Genomic DNA, 21,613 nt, shown 5'->3' on the forward strand with positions numbered 1-21,613 from the left:
GTGGCGTACGACCTCCTGATCATTGGTGGCGGAATCAACGGCTGCGCCATCGCGCGCGAGGCGGCGGTCAACGGACGCACGGTGCTGCTGGTCGAAAAGGACGATCTGGCGAGTCATACTTCGTCCGCCTCGACCAAGCTGATCCACGGCGGGCTGCGCTATCTGGAGACGTACGAGTTCCGGCTGGTGCATGAAGCGCTGCACGAACGCGAACGGCTGATCGCAGCTGCGCCGCACCTGATCCGACCGATGCAATTCGTTCTTCCCCACGACCATGCGGTGCGGCCCTGGTGGTTGGTCCGTGCGGGGTTGTTGCTCTACGACCTGCTGGGCGGGCGATCGTCGCTGCCAAGGTCGCGGGGGTTGCGAGAAGCGGATTCGCTCTACCGCGCGCCGCTCAAGGGGGCGAAGCGCGGCTTCGTCTATGCCGATGCCTGGGTAGACGATGCCCGGCTGACGCTGGCGATGGCGGTCGATGCCGCGCGCATGGGTGCTGAAATCGCCACGCGAACCGCGCTGGTCGACGCGACCCGCACGCGAAAGGGCTGGCGCGCGACGCTGTCGGACGGGCGAGTGGTGGAGGCAAGGGCGCTGGTCAACGCAACCGGGCCCTGGGCGCCCCAGGTCGCAGGCGTCATCGATGCCGAACCGGGACCGGGGCTGCGACTGGTCAAGGGCAGCCATATCGTCGTCGATCGGCTTTACGACGGCGACCACGCCTATATCCTGCAACAACCCGACCGTCGGATCGTGTTCGCGGTGCCGTGGCTCGATCGCTACACCGCGATCGGCACCACCGATGTGGCGGTGGACACGCCCGAACAGGCGGTGATCGACGAAGCCGAGATCGCCTATCTGATCGATGCCGCCAACCGGTCCTTCACCCGCCGCATCGCGCGCGACGACGTGCGCCATATGTGGTCGGGGGTTCGCGCGCTGGTCGATGACGGCGCGGAACAGGCGCGCGCCGTCACCCGCGACTACAGTCTGGCAATCGACGAGGACGGGCCGCCGGTGCTGACCGTCTATGGCGGCAAGATCACCACCGCGCGTGCGCTGGGTGAGGATGCCATGCGCCGGCTGGGCGATGTCATGGGCTGGCCAGTGGCAGACGACACGCGTCGCCGACCCTTGCCCGGCGGCGATGCCGAGGGTTTCGAGGCATTGCTGACGCGAGTTCGTGATCGCTTTCCGTTTCTGGGGGCGATGCGGGCCGAACGCATGACGCATGCCTATGGGACGCAGCTGTTCGAAATGCTCGACCGGATATCGGACGTCGCCGGACTGGGCAAAGATCTGGGCGGCGGGCTTACCGAGGTCGAGTTGCGCTGGATGCGGGACAGGGAATGGGCGCGCACGGCGGACGACGTGTTGTGGCGACGGTCCAAACTGGGGATGGCGATGAATGATGCGGTGACGGCGCGCATCGCGGCGTGGTTCGAGGATAACGGTTGAAGCTCTCTTCCCCCGTTCGTTTCTCGGCTTCGCTCGAAACGAACGGCGTGGGTGTTCCCCGATCAGCTATAGGCGATCCAGCGTCCCAGCGTCCCGATCAGCAACCATAACAGGATCGACGCCCCCGCCATGATCCGCGCCAGCGCGGGCGCCCGGTCGCCCCAGCCGCCGATCCGCTTGCCGAACATCCCCCGGAACGCCAGCGCATTGGCCAGTGCGATGGCGATCAGCACCAGCTTGCGCTCGAACGCGACCGATCCCGACAACGCCACGCCGTCGGCGGCGAACAAGACCACGCCCGTGGGGACCATGAGGATCAACCCCGCGATCGCGACCGGGGTCAGGGCGCGCGACAGCGCCTCGATCGGCAATCGGCTCCAGAACCCCAGCACGCGCAGATCGACGATCCCGATCCCGCCCACCAGCATGACGAGGCCCAGCAGGTGGAGCGTGTTGGCGACCGGATAGATCAGCGCTCCGCCGCGCGCCCACGGCCCGATGCCGACGGCGTCGAGCCATTGAGCGGCGGACAGGATCAGCGCGTCCACGTTTTGCTGATCAGCGCAATTCGACCGTCTTGTCGCCGACCATCACGCGTTCGATCCGCATTTCGGACGTGCCGTCGCGCCGGGCATAGCCGGTCATGGCGATCCGCTGGCCCGGTGCGATTTCTGCCTCGCTAAGACCGCGCGCGGTCATCCGGCTGACGGGGGCCAGGATCACGTCCCATTGCTGCCCGCGCCACCGCATCGTCGCGGTGCCGTGCGGATTGGTCCAGCTTACGGAGGTCAGGGTGCCGTTAAGCGTGATCGGCTTGGTCTCATCATAAGACGACCAGCCGTGATGCGCGAGCGCAGGCGCGGTAATCGCGACGGCGGCTGCGGCGAACAGGGCGATGCGGCGCATGGTGTCTCTCCCGATTTGGACAGGGAAGGATACGCATGAATGGGGGCGGAGTTCAAATATCATGTTCCTCCCCGGCACGGGAAGGTGGCAGTCGCGCCAGCGACTGACGGAGGGGGCGCACCTCTAAGCGCAGCGCATTCGACCAGCCCCCTCCACCCCTCGCTTCGCGAGCGGCTCCCTGGGGCTTTATCAATAGGCGCGAGCGACCAATATCCGCTCGACCGCCGGTTCGCCGCTGAAGATGCAGACGCCATCGACCGGCGCGGCTTCGTTCGGCACGTTGCGCACGGTCAGCTTCAATTCCTTCAGCCGCGCGACCACCTTGTCCAGTGCATCGCCGGTCGGCCTGGCCCACTGAACCTCGACCCAGCCGGGATATTTTCCACCTTGCTCGAAATGGGCTTTCAGCGCGTCGAATTCGGTGACGCCGCGCGTGATGCCGCCATCCAGCCGCGCCTTTGCGTCGGCATGGAGCGTGCCCTGGATTTCATCGAGCAGCGCGCCGACCGATCCGACGAAATCGTCGCGGCTTGCCCCTGCGCTGTCCAGCTTGCCATCCTCGCGATAGAGGCGATCGCGGCGGATCACGGTGACCTGGCCGCCCGCCATGTCGCGCCCGCCGACCTCGACGATGATCGGTGCGCCTTTCTTCACCCAGCCCCAGCGTTTGGCCGCCGCCTTGGCCGGGCGGCGATCGAGCAGCACGCGTACCGGCTCGCCCAATGCGGTTTCGCGCGCGATCCGGGCATGGAGTTCGGTGCAGTAATCGATCAGCGCCGCATCTTCGGGCACGTCGCGCAGCATCGGCACGATCACCACCTGCCACGGCGCAATCCGTGGCGGCACGCGCAGGCCGTCATCGTCGCCGTGCACCATGATGACGCCGCCGATCATCCGCGTCGATACGCCCCAGCTGGTGGTCTGCGCCAGCTCGAGCTGGCCTTCGTTGTTCTGGAACCGGATATTCTGCGCCGAGGAAAAGGTCGTGCCCAGAAAGTGCGACGTGCCGGCTTGCAGCGCCTTGCCGTCCTGCATCATCGCCTCGATCGAATAGGTCGCGACCGCGCCCGGAAACCGCTCATGCTCGGGCTTTTCGCCCGCGATCACGGGCACGCCCAGGCAATCCTCCGAAAAGCTGCGATAGACTTCCAGCATCTTGAGCGTTTCTTCGCGCGCCTCGGCCTCGGTTGCGTGCGCGGTATGGCCTTCCTGCCACAGGAACTCGCTGGTGCGCAGGAACATCCGCGTCCGCATTTCCCAGCGGACGACATTGGCCCATTGGTTGATGAGCACGGGTAGGTCGCGCCACGATTTGATCCAGCGCGAAAACGCCGCGCCGATCACGGTTTCCGATGTCGGCCGCACGACCAAAGGCTCTTCCAGCTTCGCCGCCGGATCGGGGACCAGCTTGCCGTCCCTCTGGATCAACCGGTGGTGCGTGACGACCGCCATTTCCTTGGCGAAACCGTCGACATGCTCGGCTTCCTTCTCAAAATAGGAGAGCGGGATGAACAGCGGAAAATAGCAATTCTCATGCCCCGTCGCCTTGATTCGGTCGTCGAGCAGCCGCTGGATGCGTTCCCAGATGCCGTAGCCCCAGGGACGGATCACCATGCACCCGCGCACACCCGATTCCTCGGCCAGATCGGCTTCGGTGATGACCTGTTGATACCAGGCGGCGAAATCGTCGGCGCGTTTGACGGTCAGAGCGTGCTTGATCATGGCCGCGACCGTTAGCGCGACGAACGCGCGCGTCAATCTTTGGTGGGGGGTGCTTCCAACTCATCACGTCACCCCGGCCGGAGTGCCGGGGTCCACCAAGCCGCTTGCGAGCGTTTGAACCTCTAGCGCTGCGGAGACTGCCAGGTGGACCCCGGCACTTCGGCCGGGGTGACGGTTGGGCGGGGGTGCCGCACCACAGAAACGAAAACCGCCGCCGGGATCGCTCCCGACGGCGGTTTTTTTGTTCAATCAGTACCGGGCGGACCCGGCGAGGGGCTTAGGGTCAGGACCCATTAACGGCGCGGTCGTGACGGTGGCGGGAACGTGGGCTGGCAAGGCGCGCGTGCGGCAGATAGCAACGCTATCTGGCAATCGCGCAACGCCGTCAGGCCGCTTTCCCGCCCCGCCCCTTTGGGGTGTCGCCCTGCAGGCCCGTGGCCGCTTCAAACCCCCTCGACGGGGCGATGCCCCGCCTTCGGCGCTTTTCCTTGCCACAAACCCGCATGGCGACATCACGACCCGCGCCGCTAATGAGTCCTGACCCTAAGCCTCGCCTTCGCCGTCCTGCACCGCCATTTCGGCGAGCGGGCTGTCGCCGATCGCGGCTTCCGGCCCCTGGGCCAGTTCGGCCTCATGCTCTTCTGCCGCGGACGCCGGTGCAATCATCGCTTCCTGCAACTTGCGCTGCTGGGCACGAAGCGCCGCATCGCGCGACGAGGCCGCGACGCGCAGGCGGTTCATGCCTGCGCCCGTACCCGCCGGGATCAGGCGCCCGACGATGACGTTTTCCTTCAGGCCGAGCAGGGTGTCCTGCTTGCCCTCGACCGCCGCCTGCGTGAGCACGCGGGTGGTTTCCTGGAACGACGCCGCTGAGATGAAGCTGCGGGTCTGCAACGACGCCTTGGTGATGCCGAGCAGGATGGGCTTGCCCTGTGCGGGAGCCTGGTTCTTCTCCAGCTTGGCGTTGATCGCGTCCATTTCCTCGCGATCGACCTGTTCGGCCGCCAGCAGCGTGGTGTCGCCGCCGTCGGTGATCTCAACCTTTTGCAGCATCTGACGAACGATCGTCTCGATGTGCTTGTCGTTGATCTTCACGCCCTGAAGTCGGTAGACTTCCTGGATTTCCGATACGAGATATTCGGCCAGAGGCTCGATGCCCATGACTTCCAGGATGTCGTGCGGATCGGGCGAGCCGCCGATCAGATTGTCGCCGCGCTTGACGTAATCGCCTTCCTGGACGTCGATCACCTTCGACTTGGGCACCAGATATTCGACCACGTCGCCGCCATCCTCGGGCTGGATGCCGATCTTGCGCTTCGCCTTATAGTCCTTGCCGAACACCACGCGGCCAGAGACCTTGGCGATGATCGCATTTTCCTTGGGCTTGCGCGCTTCGAACAGCTCCGCCACGCGCGGCAGACCGCCGGTGATGTCGCGGGTCTTGGCCGATTCACGCGCCACGCGGGCGACGACGTCGCCTGCCTGGACCACGGCATTATCCTCGACCGACAGCACGGCGCCGGGCTGGAGCATATAGCGTGCGGTTTCACCCGAGCCTTCGTCGAGCAGGGTGATGCGCGGACGCAAATCCTCCTTCGAGCGGGCCGATGCGCGGAATTCGATGACCACGCGCTGGGTGATGCCGGTGGCTTCGTCGGCCTGTTCGGTGAGCGTCTTGCCCTCGATCAGGTCCTGATACTTCACCGTGCCGCCGGTTTCCGTGATCACCGGTGCGGTGAACGGATCCCATTCGGCCATCCGGTCGCCCTGGGTCACGATATGGCCATCGTCGAACATGACATAGGCGCCGTAGGGAATACGGTGCACCGCCTTTTCGCGTCCGTCCATGTCGACGATCGCCATTTCGCCCGAGCGGCTGAGCACCACGCGGCGACCGCGCTGGTCGACGATGATGCGCAGGTCGCGGAATTCGACCTTGCCGTCCACCGGCGCTTCCAGGTTCGATGTTTCGTTGAGCTGCGCCGCACCGCCAATGTGGAAGGTCCGCATCGTCAACTGGGTGCCGGGCTCGCCGATCGACTGCGCCGCGATGACGCCGACGGCTTCACCGATGTTAACCGGCGTCCCGCGTGCGAGGTCGCGACCATAGCATTTGCCGCAGACGCCGATCTTCGATTCGCACACCAGCGGCGAACGGATCTTCATGCCCTGAAGCCCGATGCCCTCGATCTGGACGATATGCGCCTCGTCGAGCAGCGTGCCGGTGGGAATCAGCACCTCGCCGGTCTTGGCATCGACCACATCCTCTGCCGTGGTACGGCCGAGAATACGTTCGCCAAGCGACGCGATGGTCGAGCCGCCCTGAACGATCGCCCGCATTTCGAGCGCGCGTTCGGTGCCGCAATCCTCTTCGACGATGACGCAGTCCTGCGACACGTCGACCAGACGGCGGGTCAGGTAACCCGAATTCGCCGTCTTGAGAGCGGTGTCGGCCAGGCCCTTGCGGGCGCCGTGGGTCGAATTGAAGTATTCGAGGACGGTCAGGCCTTCCTTGAAGTTCGAGATGATCGGCGTTTCGATGATCTCGCCCGACGGCTTGGCCATCAGCCCGCGCATCCCCGCAAGCTGCTTGATCTGCGCCTGGCTGCCACGCGCACCCGAATGCGCCATCATGTAGATCGAGTTGATCGGCAGTTCGCGGCCCGTTTCGGGGTCCTTCTTCACCGACTTGATCTGGTCCATCATGGCGTTCGCCACCTGGTCGCCGCAACGGCTCCAGGCGTCGATTACCTTGTTGTACTTTTCCTGCTGGGTGATCAGGCCGTCCTGATATTGCTGCTCGTAATCCTTCACCAGCGTCCGGGTTTCATCGACCAGAGCAACCTTCGCTTCAGGGATGATCATGTCGTCCTTGCCGAACGAGATGCCCGCCTTGAACGCGTGTTTGAAGCCCAGGCCCATGATGCCGTCGGCGAACAGCACGGTCTCCTTCTGGCCGGTGTGGCGATACACCTCGTCGATGACGTCGCCCACGTCCTTCTTGGTGAGCAGGCGGTTGACGGTTTCGAACGGCACCTTGTGGCTCTTGGGCAGCTTTTCGCCCAGCAACATGCGGCCCGGCGTGGTTTCCACGCGCTTCAGATATTCGTTGCCGTCCGCATCGACCTGAGGAACGCGCGACGTGATCTTGGTGTGAAGCGTCACGGCCCCGGCGTCGAGCGCCTGATGCACTTCTTCCAGACCCGACAGGATCATGCCTTCGCCAGGCTCATTTTCCTTCATGATCGACAGGTAATAGAGGCCCAGCACCATGTCCTGCGACGGCACGATGATCGGCTTGCCGTTGGCGGGCGACAGGATGTTGTTGGTCGACATCATCAGGACGCGCGCTTCCAACTGCGCCTCAAGGCTCAGCGGAACGTGGACGGCCATCTGGTCGCCATCAAAGTCGGCGTTGAACGCCGAGCAGACCAGCGGGTGTAGCTGGATCGCCTTGCCCTCAATCAGCACCGGCTCGAACGCCTGGATGCCGAGGCGGTGGAGCGTCGGCGCGCGGTTCAGAAGGACGGGATGCTCGCGGATGACTTCATCCAGAATGTCCCAGACTTCCTTGCGCTCCTTTTCGACCCACTTCTTCGCCTGCTTGAGCGTCATGCTCAGGCCCTTGGCGTCGAGGCGCGCGTAGATGAACGGCTTGAACAGTTCGAGCGCCATTTTCTTGGGCAGTCCGCACTGATGCAGCTTAAGTTCGGGACCCGTCACGATGACCGAACGGCCCGAATAATCGACGCGCTTGCCGAGCAGGTTCTGGCGGAAGCGGCCCTGCTTGCCCTTGAGCATGTCGGACAGCGACTTGAGCGGACGCTTGTTGGCGCCCGTAATCGTGCGACCACGGCGGCCGTTGTCGAACAGTGCGTCGACTGCTTCCTGCAACATGCGCTTTTCGTTGCGGACGATGATGTCCGGCGCGCGCAGTTCCATCAAGCGCTTCAGGCGGTTGTTGCGGTTGATGACGCGGCGATACAGGTCGTTCAGGTCCGAGGTGGCGAAACGGCCACCGTCCAGCGGCACCAGCGGGCGAAGTTCGGGCGGGATGACCGGCACGACGTCGAGGATCATCCATTCGGGGCGATTGCCTGAATCGATGAAGGATTCCACGACCTTCAGCCGCTTGATGATCTTCTTGGGCTTGAGTTCCGACTTGGTGGTCGACAATTCTTCCAGCAGGTCGCGGCGCTCGCCTTCGAGGTCGAGGTCCATCAGCATCTGCTTGACGGCTTCCGCACCGATCCCGGCGGTGAAGGCGTCTTCGCCATATTCGTCCTGTGCGCTGAGGAGTTCGTCCTCGGTCAGCAGCTGATAGCGCTCAAGCGCGGTGATGCCCGGCTCGATGACGATGTAGCTTTCGAAATACAAAACGCGCTCGAGCTGCTTCAACTGCATGTCGAGCAGCAGGCCGATGCGCGAAGGCAGCGACTTCAGGAACCAGATGTGCGCGACGGGGGCTGCCAGTTCGATATGGCCCATCCGCTCGCGGCGGACCTTCGACACGGTAACCTCGACGCCGCATTTTTCGCAGACGATGCCCTTGTACTTCATCCGCTTGTACTTGCCGCACAGGCATTCGTAATCCTTGATCGGACCGAAGATGCGCGCGCAGAACAGGCCGTCACGCTCGGGCTTGAACGTGCGATAGTTGATAGTCTCGGGCTTCTTGATCTCGCCGAAGCTCCACGAGCGAATGCGATCCGGCGACGCGATACCGATCTGGATCTGGTCAAAGGTTTCCGGCTTTGCCACCGGGTTCGCGAAATTGGTCAGTTCGTTCATTTTTCAGTCCCTCTAAGGGGTCAAATTCATCGTGCTAAAAGCGTGGGCCTCTGCCTGGGAGAGCAGAGGCCAGACACCTTACTCCGCCGCGATCGCCACGCCGTCGTCGTCGAGTTCCTCGATCGACTTCAGCTCGACGTTCAGGCCCAGCGAGCGCATTTCCTTGACGAGCACGTTAAAGCTCTCGGGAATGCCCGCCTCGAACGTGTCGTCGCCCTTGACGATCGCTTCATAGACCTTGGTGCGTCCGATCACGTCGTCCGACTTGACCGTCAGCATTTCCTGCAAGGTATACGCCGCACCATAGGCCTGGAGCGCCCAGACCTCCATTTCGCCGAAGCGCTGGCCGCCGAACTGCGCCTTGCCGCCCAGCGGCTGCTGGGTGACGAGCGAATACGGCCCGATCGAACGCGCATGGATCTTGTCGTCGACCAGATGGTGCAGCTTGAGCATGTAAATGATGCCCACGGTCACTTTGCGGTCGAACGCTTCGCCCGTGCGTCCGTCGAACAGCACCGACTGACCCGAGGGGTCGAGTCCGGCGAGTTCGAGCATCGCCGACACGTCACTTTCGCGCGCGCCGTCGAAAACCGGCGTCCCCATCGGCACGCCCGTCTTCAGATGCCCGGCCAGCTCGACGATCTGGTCTGCCGACCGCGAGTCGATATCCTCGTGATATTGTTCGCCATAGATGGTCTTGAGGCGTTCCTTGACCGGCTCGGGCATGGTGCCCGGCGCGGCGTTCGGATTGTCCTCGCGCCATTTCTCCAGCGACTCGGCGACCTGCTGGCCCAGACCGCGTGCGGCCCAGCCCAGATGCGTCTCGAAGATCTGGCCGACGTTCATGCGCGACGGCACGCCCAGCGGGTTGAGCACGAGGTCGACAGGCGTTCCGTCTTCGAGGAACGGCATGTCCTCGACCGGCAGGATGCGGCTGATGATGCCCTTGTTGCCGTGGCGGCCGGCCATCTTGTCGCCCGGTTGCAGCTTGCGCTTCACCGCGACGAACACCTTGACCATCTTCAAGACGCCGGGCGGCAGCTCGTCACCGCGTTCCAGCTTCTCGCGACGATCGTGGAACTTGTCCGTGATCTTCTTCGCGGCTTCGTCATACTGGGCCTTCACGGCTTCCAGGTTCGACTGCATCTGGTCGTCGGCGACGCCGAACTTCCACCATTCGTGACGATCGACCTGATCAAGCAGGTCCTCGGTGATTTCCGAGCCCTTCTTGATGCCCTTGGGCGCCGAGGTCGCGGTCTGGCCGAGCAGCATGTCCTTCAGGCGCGACCAGGTTGCACGGTTCAGAATGCCGCGTTCGTCGTCCGAATCCTTCTTCAGACGCTCGATTTCCTCGCGCTCGATCGCCATCGCGCGCTCGTCCTTGTCGATGCCGTGGCGGTTGAACACGCGCACTTCGACGACGGTCCCGGCCACGCCCGGCGGCAGGCGAAGCGAGGTGTCGCGCACGTCGCTCGCCTTTTCACCGAAGATCGCGCGGAGCAGCTTTTCTTCCGGCGTCATTGGCGATTCACCCTTGGGGGTGATCTTGCCGGCCAGAATATCGCCCGGTTCGACCTCTGCACCGATATAGACGATGCCCGCTTCGTCGAGGTTGCGCAGCGCCTCCTCGCCGACATTGGGGATGTCGCGGGTGATGTCTTCCGGCCCCAGCTTGGTATCGCGCGCCGCGACTTCGAATTCCTCGATATGGATCGAGGTGAACACGTCGTCCTTGGCGATGCGCTCCGAGATCAGGATCGCGTCTTCGTAGTTATACCCGTTCCACGGCATGAACGCGACCAGGCTGTTGCGGCCCAGTGCGAGTTCGCCCAGCTCGGTCGACGGGCCGTCGGCCAGCACCTCGCCCGCCTTGACCACGTCGCCCACCTTCACCAGCGGACGCTGGTTGATGCAGGTGTTCTGGTTCGACCGCTGGAACTTCATCAGCGTGTAGATGTCGACGCCGCTTTCGGTGGCATCGACTTCGCCGGTCGCGCGGATGACGATGCGGGTCGCATCGACCTGATCGACGATGCCAGCGCGGCGGGCCGCGATGGCCGCGCCCGAATCGCGTGCGACCGTCGATTCCATGCCGGTGCCGACGAACGGCGCTTCGGCGCGCACCAGCGGCACGGCCTGACGCTGCATGTTCGATCCCATCAGCGCGCGGTTGGCGTCATCGTTTTCCAGGAACGGAATGAGCGATGCCGCGACCGAGACGAGCTGCTTGGGGCTGACGTCCATCAGCGTGACCTGATCAGGCAGCGCCATCAGGAATTCGCCCGCCTGACGCGCCGACACGAGTTCTTCGGCGAACGAACCGTCCGCGTTCAGCTCTGCCGATGCCTGCGCAACGGTGTGCTTCTGCTCTTCCATCGCCGACAGATAGACGACCTCGTCGGTCACCTTGCCGTCGACAATACGGCGATAGGGCGTTTCGATGAAGCCGTATTTGTTGACGCGGCTGAACGTCGCCAGGCTGTTGATCAGACCGATGTTCGGGCCTTCCGGCGTTTCGATCGGGCAGATGCGGCCATAATGCGTCGGGTGAACGTCGCGGACTTCGAAGCCTGCACGTTCACGCGTCAGACCGCCCGGCCCAAGTGCCGAAACGCGACGCTTGTGCGTCACTTCCGACAGCGGGTTGGTCTGATCCATAAACTGCGACAGCTGCGACGAGCCGAAGAATTCGCGCACCGCAGCGACCGCGGGCTTCGCGTTGATCAGGTCGTTCGGCATGACCGTCGACACATCGACTGACGACATGCGCTCCTTGACCGCGCGTTCCATGCGGAGAAGGCCGACGCGATACTGGTTCTCGAGCAATTCGCCCACCGAACGCACGCGGCGGTTGCCCAGATTGTCGATGTCGTCGACTTCGCCCTTGCCGTCCTTCAGGTCCACGAGCGTCTTGACCACCGCGAGGATATCCTCGGTGCGCAGCGTCGTAACGGTATCCTCGGCGTCGAGGTCGAGACGCATGTTGAGCTTGACGCGACCGACGGCCGACAGGTCGTAGCGGTCGGGATCGAAGAACAGGCCAGCGAACAGCGATTCCGCCGTTTCCAGCGTCGGCGGCTCACCGGGGCGCATGACGCGATAGATGTCCGACAGCGCCTGCTGGCGCTCCTCGGCCTTGTCCACCTTCAGCGTGTTGCGAATCCAGGGTCCGGTCGAGACGTGATCGATGTCGAGCAGTTCGATCCGGTCGATGCCCGCCTTGTCGAGCAGTTCGAGATTATCGGCCGACACTTCGTCGCCCGCCTCGATATAGATCTGGCCGGTGGATTCGTTGATCAGGTCATAGGCCGAATAGCGTCCGAAGATTTCCTCGGTCGGGATCAGCAGGTCGGTCAGGCCGTCCTTGGCCGCCTTGTTCGCGGCACGCGGCGAAATCTTCTGACCCGCCGGGAACACGACCTCGCCCGACTTGGCATCGACGATGTCGAACATCGGCTTTGCACCGCGCCAGTTTTCGGCGGCGAACGGAATCTGCCAGCCATCGGGACCGCGCACGAAGGTCACGGTGTTGTAGAAATGGCTGAGAATTTCCTCGCTCGTCAGGCCCAGCGCATACAGGAGGCTGGTGACCGGAAGCTTGCGCTTGCGATCGATGCGGACATTGACGATGTCCTTGGCGTCGAATTCGAAATCGAGCCACGAGCCGCGATACGGAATCACCCGCGCAGCGAACAGATACTTGCCCGACGCGTGCGTCTTGCCGCGGTCATGGTCGAACAGCACGCCCGGCGAGCGGTGCATCTGCGACACGATGACGCGCTCGGTGCCGTTGATGAAGAAGGTACCGTTGCCCGTCATCAGGGGCATGTCGCCCATATAGACGTCCTGCTCCTTGATATCGAGGACCGAGCGGGCATCGGTATCGGGATCGACTTCGAACACGATCAGGCGCAGCGTGACGCGCATCGGGGCGGCATAGGTGATCCCGCGCTGGCGGCATTCCTCGACGTCGAACTTGGGCGGTTCGAGTTCATAGGTGACGAAGTCCAGCTCGGCGGTGCCGGCGAAGTCGCGGATCGGGAACACCGAGCGCAGCGTCTTTTCCAGGCCCGACACGTAACCGATCGACGGATCGCTGCGCAGAAACTGTTCGTAGGATTCGCGCTGAACCTCGATCAGGTTCGGCATCTGCACCACTTCATGGATGTCGCCGAACACCTTGCGGATGCGGCGCTGATACGTGCCGCGATCGCCTGCGCGCGGCTGAACGCCGCTGTCGGTTGCCTTGGTCGCCATAGAGAATTTTGCCTCGATCTTGATCGTGCGTAAAAGTCGTGCTCCGCCCTCGCGGACAGAGTTCAGACGCAGGAAAAGACGCAAAAAGCCGCGTGCCTCCTTAGCGGAAACCGCAGCTTTTCAGCGTCCTGAACCCGGCCGATCATCCGTAGGACGCACTGCGCGACGGCGCATCCTGTCTCGATCCATGCTGGGGTGTGACGGCGATATAAGCGCTAGGGGCGCGTCTGTCAATTTGACAGACGGAGTTTGGCGATGGCCTTTTCCCACAAACCCCGTCACCCCGGACTTGTTCCAGGGTGACAGGGCAGCAGGCGCGCACCTTAAACTGCATCCGATGCACAAAGCAGTCTGGTGGACCCCGGAACTGGTCTGGCGTGGCGAGATTGGAACAGGACGCGGTAGCCAAATCCACCGATAATCATTTCACCGTCGCCTGGCCTCGCTTCGTCGCATCCTCCCCCATATTCCGCTGGCATTCAGCCGCGATTGGCTCGTTGAGAGGACCATGCCCAATCGCCGTTCCGTTCGATTCCCTGCGTTGCGTCCTGTTCTGATGACCGGCGCGGCCCTGTTGGCGTTCGCTGCCTCGCCCGCACACGCCCAGAGCCAGGACCGCTTCGTCCCGCCAATGGGCGACTGGTCGCTGCCCCCTTCCGGCCAGCAAGCGCCTGCGCCCAGCCCGACGCCGACGCCCGCGCCGGCGGATCAGGCAGAGCCCACGCCTGCCCAGCCTCCCGTCGTCGTTCCCACGATCACGCCCACCCCAGCACCCGCGCAACCCCGCGCCGCACAGCCCCAAACGGCCACTCCGGCGCCCGCGCCCAGCCCGACACCGGCCCCGCAACCGGCGGCACCGGCACCGACGACCGTGCCCGAAACGGAGGCTCCGGCCGACACCACCGCGCAGCCGCAATCCGAAACGTCTGCGCCTGCGCCTGCGCCTCAGCCGCTTCCCGAAACGACGACCGCCCGCGAAACCACCGACCAGCCATCGGGCGGCATTCCCCGCTGGCTGATCGCGCTGGCGGCGATCGGTCTGGCGGGCGGGGCAGGGTGGTTGCTGTTCCTTCGCCGCCGCGATCGCGATACCGTCCATCAAGACCAGGCACCCGAAGTCCTCGAACCCGTGGCCGAACCGCCGCCGCCCGTTGCCCCCGTGCCCCGTGCGCCGACGACGCCGGCTGGCCCTGTCCCGGTGCGCCGCGTCGCAGGCGAGGTCGCCAACCCCAATATCCGTCGCGCCGTGCCCGGCATGCCTGCGCCTGCGCCCGCACCTGCACCCGTGCCGCCGCCGTCTGCACCGCAACCCGCAGCCAGCGCCCCCGCCTTGCTAAAGGGGCTCATCACCACGCGCATCCCGCCGGTGGGGCGTGCCTCTCCGCCGCCTCCATCACCGCCTGTGCCCCGGCCCACCGCCGCTTCCGTCGTGCCGCTGCCAGCGCCTTCACCCCGCCCGCGGGCGAATGGCGGTGGCCTGGGCTTCATCCTCAATGCCCAGCGCATCACCGTCAGTCTGACCCAGCTGATGCTCGAATTCGAACTGATCGCCGAAAACCACACCGATGTCGCGGTGACCTCGCTTGATGTGGCGACCGCCATGCTGACCGCGCATGCCGATCAGGACGCCCAGATCGCGCGCTTCTTCGAAGAACGTCCGCCATCGCCCGCGACCGCATTGGAAGTCGGCCCGCAAACGGCGAGCGGGCTGAACGGCAAGCTGTCGATGCCGCTGGGACAGGTCAATCCGGTGGAGACCGGCGGGCGCAGCTATTGCGTGCCGATCATGATGATCGACGCGCGCTACACCTGGGCCGATGGGCGCGAGGAGCGCAAATCGGTCGCCTTCGTCCTGGGCAAGGGCGCGCAGGATGCCAACAAGCTCGGCCCCATCTTCCTCGACCGCGGCCCCGGCGTGACGCGCGAAGTCGGTGCGCGGCTGCATGTCCCGATGCGCAAGGCGAGCTGATCGCGCGGTCGGGCTTGCACTTTCCGCCATGGCTGCAATGCTGCGGCGACACGATCGGGAGAGTGGCGTTGAGGTTTCCGGTTCTTATCGTTGCGGCCATGCTGGCAGCACCCTTGCCCGCATCCGGGCAGGAAGTGTGGGGCGGCATCGCCGCGCACGGCGTCGATACCCCCTTCACCAAGGACATTGGCGAGCGCGGCACCGATCTCCAGGCGGGATACCGGTTCGCGCCCGTCGAGGGGTTGTCGGCGATCGGATCGCCCGAACCCTATGTCGTCGCGGTGGTCAATCTCGACGGCGAGACCAATCTGCTCGCCGCCGGACTCAGCTGGAAACTGGGCGACCGCGTTTATGTGCGCCCCGGCATCGGCATCGCCATCCATGACGGTCCCGATTTCCGCGTCGATCCGGCAACCAACCTGCGCACCGATCTGGGCAGCCGGGTGTTGTTCGAGCCTGAAATCGCGGTCGGCATTCAGGCGACCGCGCACCTTTCGGTCGAGGCCAGCTGGATCCATGTCAGCCACGCTCAGCTGTTCGGCGGCCAGAATCCGGGGCTCGACATTATCGGCGTGCGCGCGAACTGGCGGCTCTAGCCGAAACGTGGGTGCCGATACCCGCGCGACCCGGAAATCCGCTTGAATGTCCGACCGTTGGCGGTCACGCTGACGCCCATGCCGATGGACTTGCTTCTGCTCGCCGCGCTGTCCGCGCAGACCTCACCGCCGATACGCACCGCGACGGGTGAGCGACAATTGCTCCAATGGGTTGCCGAAGATGCCCGATGCGGCGTAGAGCCGGTCGCGGCAAAGATCCTGCGGGCCCCCGCCAATGCCCTAGTCGCGTCGCATATATCGACAGCGCTGCAACCTATCACGGTCGAATTTCGCCTCGATGCGTCCGGTCGCCCGCTGTCGATCCGAAGGACGGGAAACGGTTTCTCTCCCTTCAGCGACGATGTCCTCCCCGCCCTGGCGGCTTCCACGTTCGAGGTCGCTGGCCAACGCTCCGGCTGCTCGATCACCTATCGCCCACAGCAATCCTCATACGCCGACGCGCCGGTCGCGGCGCTGATTGATTACTCGTTGCGGCCGACGGCAGGGCAGTTGCCACGCGGGGCATGGGCGCGGATCGAGGGGGAGGGGGCGAACTGCGCGGACGAACCTCGCCCGCAATTGCTCCGCCGCAGCTATCCCGATTTCAAGCAAATTGCCGGATCGGCGGGCAACCGCGACTGGGCGATGGTGCGCTATGATCTCGACGCCAATGGCCGACCCGTCGATGCTCGCATCGAACACGATAGCGGCAATGCCGCGCTGAACCGGGCCTCGGTTCAGGCGGTGCGCGACTCGCGGTTCTCCGATGGTGCGCGATCCGGCTGCACCTATCCCTTTTGGCGCAACGCCGAAATCCTCGCCGCACCCGAGGCGCCGCATGTCGCCAGCTTTCGCCCCAGCGACGCGACCTGCCCGCTTCACGAGCCGTGGCAGAACCAGTTGTCACTGACCTTCCCGCCCGCCTTTCGCCAGCGCGCGATCGAGGGATGGGCCGTTGTCGGCTTCGATACCGCGCCCTGGGGAGCGACCGGCAACGTCCGCGTCCTGGCCAGCGAGCCCGCCGCCGAATTCGGCGACCGGGCGGCAGGCATCGTGCGCGCGGGCCGGAAAGCGGAAAACCGCCAGGGCTATGTCGGTTGCGTCGTGTTGGTGCGCTTCGAAATGTCGCAGCAGGCGGGGTTGACGAGCGTGGAAGCCGGACGTCGTTTTCGGATACGTTGAAGGCGGCGGCGGCGCGATCCCGGACGTTCGCGCCCGTAAAGCAGAAAGGGGCGGCCCATCGCTGGACCGCCCCTTCTTGTGCTTTGTTCGGCTGCTGAGGCGGCCGGGGCCTTGACGGGGATCAATCCCGTAAAAGTCCGACCCCCACGAAGGCGGGGGTCGGCAGTTCGCTGCCGGTCGGCCTCGCACCGTGCGGATCGAACCGATCCGCACGATGTTGCGGCTTACTTCAGCTCGACGGTCGCGCCGGCTTCTTCGAGCTGTTTCTTCAGCTTCTCGGCTTCTTCCTTGTTCACGCCTTCCTTGACGGGCTTCGGCGCGCCTTCGACCAGCGCCTTTGCTTCGGTCAGGCCCAGGCCGGTGATGGCGCGGACTTCCTTGATGACGTTGATCTTCTTGCCGCCGTCGCCGGTCAGGATGACGTCGAATTCGTCCTTGGCTTCTTCAGCCGGTGCGCCACCGGCGCCACCGCCTGCGGGGCCTGCGACTGCAACGGCGGCAGCCGCCGAGACGCCCCACTTTTCTTCGAGCAGCTTCGACAGTTCGGCTGCTTCGAGGACGGTCAGTTCGGAAAGCTGGTCAACCAGCGCGTTCAGGTCTGCCATGATGTAACTCCAATCAAATCAATCAGTTGATAAATATACTGGTAGGTCCGCGAGGCCGCTTATGCGGCTTCCTTGGCGCCGTAGGCGCCGAACACGCGTGCCAGCTGTGCCGCCGGTGCCTGCGTAACCGTTGCGAGCTTGGTCGCGGGTGCTGCGATGAGCCCCACGAGCTTGCCGCGCAGTTCGTCAAGCGACGGAAGCGAAGCCAGCGCCTTCACGCCATTCGCGTCGAGGACGGTCTTGCCCATCGCGCCGCCGACGATCTCGATCTTGTCGGTCGTCTTGGCGAAATCCACCACTGCCTTGGCGGCAGCGACCGGATCGGTCGATGAGGCAAGCGCCGTGGGACCCGTCAACAGGTCGGCGAGCGACCCGTAATCGGTTCCTTCGAGCGCGATGATGGCAAGGCGGTTCTTTGCGACCTTATAGCTCGCACCGGCGTCGCGCATCTTGTTGCGGAGGTCCGTCGATTGCTTGACGGTCATCCCGAGGTTGCGGGTGACCACCACCACGCCGACCTCGTTGAAGGTGCGGTTCAGCTCGGCGACGGCGTCGGTCTTCTGGGAACGATCCATGCCGGTCTCCTTACGAGTGAACCGGCTCCCCATGAGCCGGTCCGGGTAACGCCGAACGGCCAGGCGCCAGGGCCCGGTCGATCGGTAGTTGTCCAAGGGGGCATGGTCGTCGCGGCCAGGATATGGCACATGACCCGAACGCTCAGGGATTACCCAGCATCGGAAAAAACGCATTCCCCGTCTAGGCGAGAGATCAAGGCTGGCAAAATCCAGCCACTCGCTGTCTCGGACGGCATCGCGAACGGGCGAACCCGAACACGACAAGCCGCGCGCAATAACGACATGGGCGGGGGAGTCAAGGGTGGTGGACTTGGGATGGCCTCTCCCGACTCACCCGTCACCCGGAACGAGCCCGGTGACTGGGAGGTGGCGTCATTAACCAAATAACCCTTTACGCCATTCCAATCTGTTCCAATCACGGACAGTCGAAATCAGCCCCTGCCCGAATCGAGCCAAGATGCGTTATGAAGCGTGTCAGAACAGGAGGCGCAGGCGATGCAGTTGGTTAACGCGAAAGGGCTATTTGAAAGCGGATGGAAACTCGCGGCTGCGCTGTTTCTGCTCAGCTTCGCGCCCCAGGTGTCGGCCAACAGTGCTGCCGCCAATGCGAACAACGTCCGCGTCGTGATGGAATTGCCGTCGCCGCTGGAGCCGGGTGAGTTCGCCTGGGACACCGAAGGCGCCACCACGGGACCGCTGTGGATCGTCGTCGATCTGGAGGTCGCGCGCATCTATGTCTATCGCGGCGGGGTGGAAATCGGGCGCGCGGCGGTCAACCTGGGCACCGATCGCAAGCCGACGCCGACCGGCACCTTTCCGATCCTGCAAAAGAAGGTCGATCACACGTCGAACATCTATATCGGCGCGCCGATGCCGTACATGATGCGCCTTACCTGGACGGGCATCGCAATTCACGGCAGCAACGTCGATCCGGGGGCAGTGACGCGCGGATGCGTCGGCGTGCCGGTCGATTTCGCGGAGAAGCTCTATCCGCTGGCGGGGCTGGGGACCAAGGTCACGGTTACTCGCAACTGGATGCCGCACATCTATCGCCGCGCCTGATGCGGCGATCCCGTCAGGCAGCGACGAAGGTCAGCGCCTCGATCTTGTTGCCATCGGGATCACGGATGAAAGCGGCATAATAATTGGCGTCATATTCGGGCCGTAGTCCGGGTTCGCCGTCGCTGCTGCCGCCATTGGCGAGTGCGACCCGGTGAAAGGCATCGACCGCCGCGCGCTTTTCCACTTCGAACGCGATGTGCACGCCATTGCCCGGCGTCGCAGGCGCGCCATCGGATGGGCGATTGAGGCTGAATACCGTGATCCCCGCGCCGTAGCCCACCGCCTCTTCGACGTCGAAGGTGCGGCGCAAGCCCAGTTCGCGCATGACCGGATCGTAGAAGGCGCGCGCTCGCGCAATATCGGCGGTACCGAGGGAGACATGGTGGATCATGCCGTCAAAACCCGCCGAATTGTCGCGGGGTTCCGGGAATCCGGTCCATTACACGGTGGACCATGAGTGGCGGTGAGAGCGTAAATGGTCCCGCGCCGAGTCGCCTTGTCGATGGCTGACCGAAAATCTGGATCCGAAATAAGGTCGGCCCCGGTCGCAATGACGAACGTCTGGGGTCCGGACCCTAATCCCGAACCGGTTCCTCGGGGCTTCCCTCAGGCTGCCCGTTGCGATCGACGCGCGCGGTCATGCCGGTCGCTTCTGCGTCGAACTGGATCTGCGCTTCGTCGGGTAGAGGCTCGGGCGTCGGGGTCGGCGCGGGCGCCGGCGTTTCAATGGGCGGTGGGGCCGGTTCGTCGATCGGATCGGGGCGGTTGAGGATCGGCTCCTCCACCTCGAAATCGGTCACATTCTCTTCGACCGGCGCCACATCGCTGTCGCCCGAACAGGCCGCGAGCAGCAGGGCGGGGACGGCGAGGGCGGCGAGCGCGCGGGTGTTCACTGGGCTATCTCCTGATCTCAGCGGGCGGCGATCTGGCGGGTCTGGCGCGCCTCGATCTTGTCGGCGAGTTTTGCGTCCCAGCCGTAAGGGTCGGCACGGAAATTGACGTCGCCATTGGCGCTGGCGAAGGCGGTCCAATACAGCAGATATACCTCCGCAGGCGTGGTCAGTTGCGCGCGCACGGTCTTGCCGCTGTCAAGCGTTTCCTGAACCTTCGCCTCGCTCCATTCGGATGAGGTGCGGAGCAGGTAATTGGCCAGTTCGTGCGGCTTTTCCAGACGGATGCAGCCGTGGCTTTCCAGCCGGTCGAACCGGCCGAACCCGGCCTTTGCGGGTGTATCGTGCAAATAGACCGCAAATTCATTGTCGAAATCGAATTTGAACCGACCTAATGCAGCCTTTGGTCCTGCAATCTGTTGCAGGCGACGGTTCGGGCCTTCGCCGATGACGCGGAAATCATTGGCCTTCAGATAGGCCATGCCTTTGGGAAACAGTTCTTCGCGGGCTATGCGCGCGGGCACATTCCAAGGCGGATTGAGCACGATCGAATGAATGGTCGAAGACAGCATCGGCGTTTCCGTCCCGACCTTGCCCGTCACGCCGCGCATCGACATGACCGGCTTGTCGCCTTCGAATACCGTGACGACCGCGGCGGCGATGTTCACCTGAATCCGGTTGGCGGGCAGTTCATGCGGCATCCAGCGCCAGCGTTCCATGTTCGCCATGATCTGGCGCACGCGGTCCTGCGCGGGCACGTTCAGCGCGGCGAGCGTTTGCGTGGAGACGAGGCCGCTGGGGTTCAGGCCGTAGCGGCGTTGCGCGCGGACCACCGCTTCCTTGAGCGCGGCGTCGAACCGATCGCCGGTCGCGGACACCGTCTTGTCCTCGACCGCCAACCGTTTGCGAAGCGCGGCAACGCGCGCCCCGCTGCTGCCAACCGACAGGTCCGGCCCGGCGGGCACGCTGCTCCAGCCGCCATCGGCGACGATCTGGCGATAGCGCTGAAGCCCGGTTTTCAGTCCGTCATAGCCCGCCCAAGGCGGCGGCAGGCTGGCAAACCACTGACCGATCCGATTCTCGGCAACGGCCTTCGCGAAGCCGGGCCGCGGGTCGAAATCTTTCGGACGCAGCGCCCAGTCTTCCTGAAAATCCTCTTCCGCCAGCCGCCCGGCATGAACCGCGCGGGCATGGTCGAGCGCAGCGGCGACCAGCGCGTCCTGCGCGGTGGAGACGGGTTGCAGGCGGGTATCGTTGGCCGAGCGCAATCCCTCGATGCGGGCATTGTTCGCCAGCAATTCGCGCAGTTCGGTCGCCTGCGCGTCCGACAGCGGTGGAATCTGCACGGGGGCTGGCACGGCTTGTACCATTTGCGGATTCGCGGCGGTTGCCGGTGCGCGCGGCGGCTGTATCTGTGGTGCGGCCTGCTGCGCGAACGCCGGGCCAGCCAGACCCGCCACCGAAACCAACCACAGCGCCTTCGTACCGATCATCAAACTCGTTCCCTTGCCACATCGCCCCGTTACGCCGGACGACGCCTTGTCCGCCCTCCCATAGCGGTTTGCCGCCGTCAGCACAAAGCGTCCTACGCCGTAGTTCTCGG

General features: G+C 64.5%; 15 protein-coding genes. 5 read left to right on the top strand and 10 right to left on the bottom strand.

Translation table 11 applies throughout. From position 1 onward, the window contains the following. Positions 1–1,455 carry a glycerol-3-phosphate dehydrogenase gene (glpD, locus tag ACX0GZ_RS08835; protein WP_458815502.1) on the top strand — a complete coding sequence of 485 codons (1,455 nt, stop codon included), beginning with the start codon at positions 1–3 and terminating at the stop codon, positions 1,453–1,455. A 62-nt stretch (positions 1,456–1,517) separates the two neighbouring features. Here glpD and ACX0GZ_RS08840 read toward each other — a convergent pair whose 3' ends face one another. From ACX0GZ_RS08840 to rpoB, 5 genes are all read right to left on the bottom strand, one after another. Then, complete coding sequence (locus ACX0GZ_RS08840) at positions 1,518–2,003, bottom strand: DUF6644 family protein (RefSeq protein ID WP_458815504.1); 486 nt, start codon at positions 2,001–2,003, stop codon at positions 1,518–1,520. A gap of 10 nt (positions 2,004–2,013) precedes the next feature. Further along, positions 2,014–2,361 carry a DUF6152 family protein gene (locus tag ACX0GZ_RS08845; protein ID WP_458815506.1) on the bottom strand — a complete coding sequence of 116 codons (348 nt, stop codon included), beginning with the start codon at positions 2,359–2,361 and terminating at the stop codon, positions 2,014–2,016. A gap of 189 nt (positions 2,362–2,550) precedes the next feature. After that, positions 2,551–4,083 (bottom strand): proline--tRNA ligase, encoded by a 1,533-nt coding sequence (gene proS / locus ACX0GZ_RS08850; RefSeq protein ID WP_458815508.1) that lies wholly within the window; start codon positions 4,081–4,083, stop codon positions 2,551–2,553. A gap of 543 nt (positions 4,084–4,626) precedes the next feature. Further along, a complete protein-coding gene (gene rpoC / locus ACX0GZ_RS08855; protein WP_458815510.1) occupies positions 4,627–8,874 on the bottom strand; it encodes a DNA-directed RNA polymerase subunit beta' in 4,248 nt (1,415 codons plus the stop codon). A gap of 78 nt (positions 8,875–8,952) precedes the next feature. Further along, positions 8,953–13,131, bottom strand: a complete 4,179-nt coding sequence (rpoB, locus tag ACX0GZ_RS08860) for a DNA-directed RNA polymerase subunit beta (RefSeq protein WP_458815512.1) — start codon at positions 13,129–13,131, stop codon at positions 8,953–8,955. 556 nt (positions 13,132–13,687) lie between these two features. Between rpoB and ACX0GZ_RS08865 the strand changes: the two genes are divergently transcribed. The 3 genes from ACX0GZ_RS08865 to ACX0GZ_RS08875 all read left to right on the top strand — a co-directional run bounded on the left by ACX0GZ_RS08865 (position 13,688) and on the right by ACX0GZ_RS08875 (position 16,878). After that, positions 13,688–15,100, top strand: coding sequence for a hypothetical protein (locus ACX0GZ_RS08865; protein WP_458815514.1), 1,413 nt, complete (start codon positions 13,688–13,690; stop codon positions 15,098–15,100). Positions 15,101–15,198: 98 nt separating this feature from the next. Further along, positions 15,199–15,696: an acyloxyacyl hydrolase gene (locus ACX0GZ_RS08870; protein ID WP_458815516.1), complete on the top strand. Its 498-nt coding sequence runs from the start codon at positions 15,199–15,201 to the stop codon at positions 15,694–15,696. A 78-nt stretch (positions 15,697–15,774) separates the two neighbouring features. After that, positions 15,775–16,878 (top strand): energy transducer TonB, encoded by a 1,104-nt coding sequence (locus ACX0GZ_RS08875; protein WP_458815518.1) that lies wholly within the window; start codon positions 15,775–15,777, stop codon positions 16,876–16,878. Between the two features lie 224 nt (positions 16,879–17,102). On the opposite strand, the gene rplL is transcribed toward ACX0GZ_RS08875, so the two are convergent. Continuing rightward, on the bottom strand, positions 17,103–17,483 hold the full coding sequence (gene rplL / locus ACX0GZ_RS08880) for a 50S ribosomal protein L7/L12 (RefSeq protein WP_458815520.1): 381 nt from the start codon (positions 17,481–17,483) through the stop codon (positions 17,103–17,105). 59 nt (positions 17,484–17,542) lie between these two features. Beyond that, positions 17,543–18,058, bottom strand: a complete 516-nt coding sequence (gene rplJ, locus ACX0GZ_RS08885; RefSeq protein ID WP_458815522.1) for a 50S ribosomal protein L10 — start codon at positions 18,056–18,058, stop codon at positions 17,543–17,545. A gap of 495 nt (positions 18,059–18,553) precedes the next feature. On the opposite strand from rplJ, the gene ACX0GZ_RS08890 reads away from it, so the two are divergent. Then, the gene (locus ACX0GZ_RS08890) at positions 18,554–19,120 is read left to right on the top strand and encodes a L,D-transpeptidase family protein (RefSeq protein WP_458815524.1); all 567 of its coding nucleotides are present in this window, start codon (positions 18,554–18,556) and stop codon (positions 19,118–19,120) included. A gap of 13 nt (positions 19,121–19,133) precedes the next feature. On the opposite strand, the gene ACX0GZ_RS08895 is transcribed toward ACX0GZ_RS08890, so the two are convergent. The 3 genes from ACX0GZ_RS08895 to ACX0GZ_RS08905 form a co-directional block, all read right to left on the bottom strand. Continuing rightward, positions 19,134–19,511 carry a VOC family protein gene (locus ACX0GZ_RS08895; protein WP_458815526.1) on the bottom strand — a complete coding sequence of 126 codons (378 nt, stop codon included), beginning with the start codon at positions 19,509–19,511 and terminating at the stop codon, positions 19,134–19,136. Positions 19,512–19,695: 184 nt separating this feature from the next. Next, positions 19,696–20,013, bottom strand: coding sequence for a hypothetical protein (locus ACX0GZ_RS08900; RefSeq protein WP_458815528.1), 318 nt, complete (start codon positions 20,011–20,013; stop codon positions 19,696–19,698). A 17-nt stretch (positions 20,014–20,030) separates the two neighbouring features. After that, positions 20,031–21,503: a L,D-transpeptidase family protein gene (locus tag ACX0GZ_RS08905; protein ID WP_458815530.1), complete on the bottom strand. Its 1,473-nt coding sequence runs from the start codon at positions 21,501–21,503 to the stop codon at positions 20,031–20,033. Positions 21,504–21,613: the final 110 nt, after the last annotated feature.

It is taken from the genome of Sphingomonas aestuarii (assembly GCF_054457155.1).

Bases quoted from the DNA above. Each gene is read 5' to 3' on its own strand.
- rpoB (WP_458815512.1), bottom strand. From the start codon at position 13,131: ATGGCGACCAAGGCAACCGACAGCGGCGTTCAGCCGCGCGCAGGCGAT.
- ACX0GZ_RS08875 (WP_458815518.1), top strand. From the start codon at position 15,775: ATGCCGATGGACTTGCTTCTGCTCGCCGCGCTGTCCGCGCAGACCTCA.
- ACX0GZ_RS08845 (WP_458815506.1), bottom strand. From the start codon at position 2,361: ATGCGCCGCATCGCCCTGTTCGCCGCAGCCGCCGTCGCGATTACCGCG.
- rplL (WP_458815520.1), bottom strand. From the start codon at position 17,483: ATGGCAGACCTGAACGCGCTGGTTGACCAGCTTTCCGAACTGACCGTC.
- proS (WP_458815508.1), bottom strand. From the start codon at position 4,083: ATGATCAAGCACGCTCTGACCGTCAAACGCGCCGACGATTTCGCCGCC.
- ACX0GZ_RS08870 (WP_458815516.1), top strand. From the start codon at position 15,199: ATGCTGGCAGCACCCTTGCCCGCATCCGGGCAGGAAGTGTGGGGCGGC.
- rpoC (WP_458815510.1), bottom strand. From the start codon at position 8,874: ATGAACGAACTGACCAATTTCGCGAACCCGGTGGCAAAGCCGGAAACC.
- ACX0GZ_RS08905 (WP_458815530.1), bottom strand. From the start codon at position 21,503: ATGATCGGTACGAAGGCGCTGTGGTTGGTTTCGGTGGCGGGTCTGGCT.
- rplJ (WP_458815522.1), bottom strand. From the start codon at position 18,058: ATGGATCGTTCCCAGAAGACCGACGCCGTCGCCGAGCTGAACCGCACC.
- ACX0GZ_RS08890 (WP_458815524.1), top strand. From the start codon at position 18,554: ATGCAGTTGGTTAACGCGAAAGGGCTATTTGAAAGCGGATGGAAACTC.
- ACX0GZ_RS08895 (WP_458815526.1), bottom strand. From the start codon at position 19,511: ATGATCCACCATGTCTCCCTCGGTACCGCCGATATTGCGCGAGCGCGC.
- ACX0GZ_RS08865 (WP_458815514.1), top strand. From the start codon at position 13,688: ATGACCGGCGCGGCCCTGTTGGCGTTCGCTGCCTCGCCCGCACACGCC.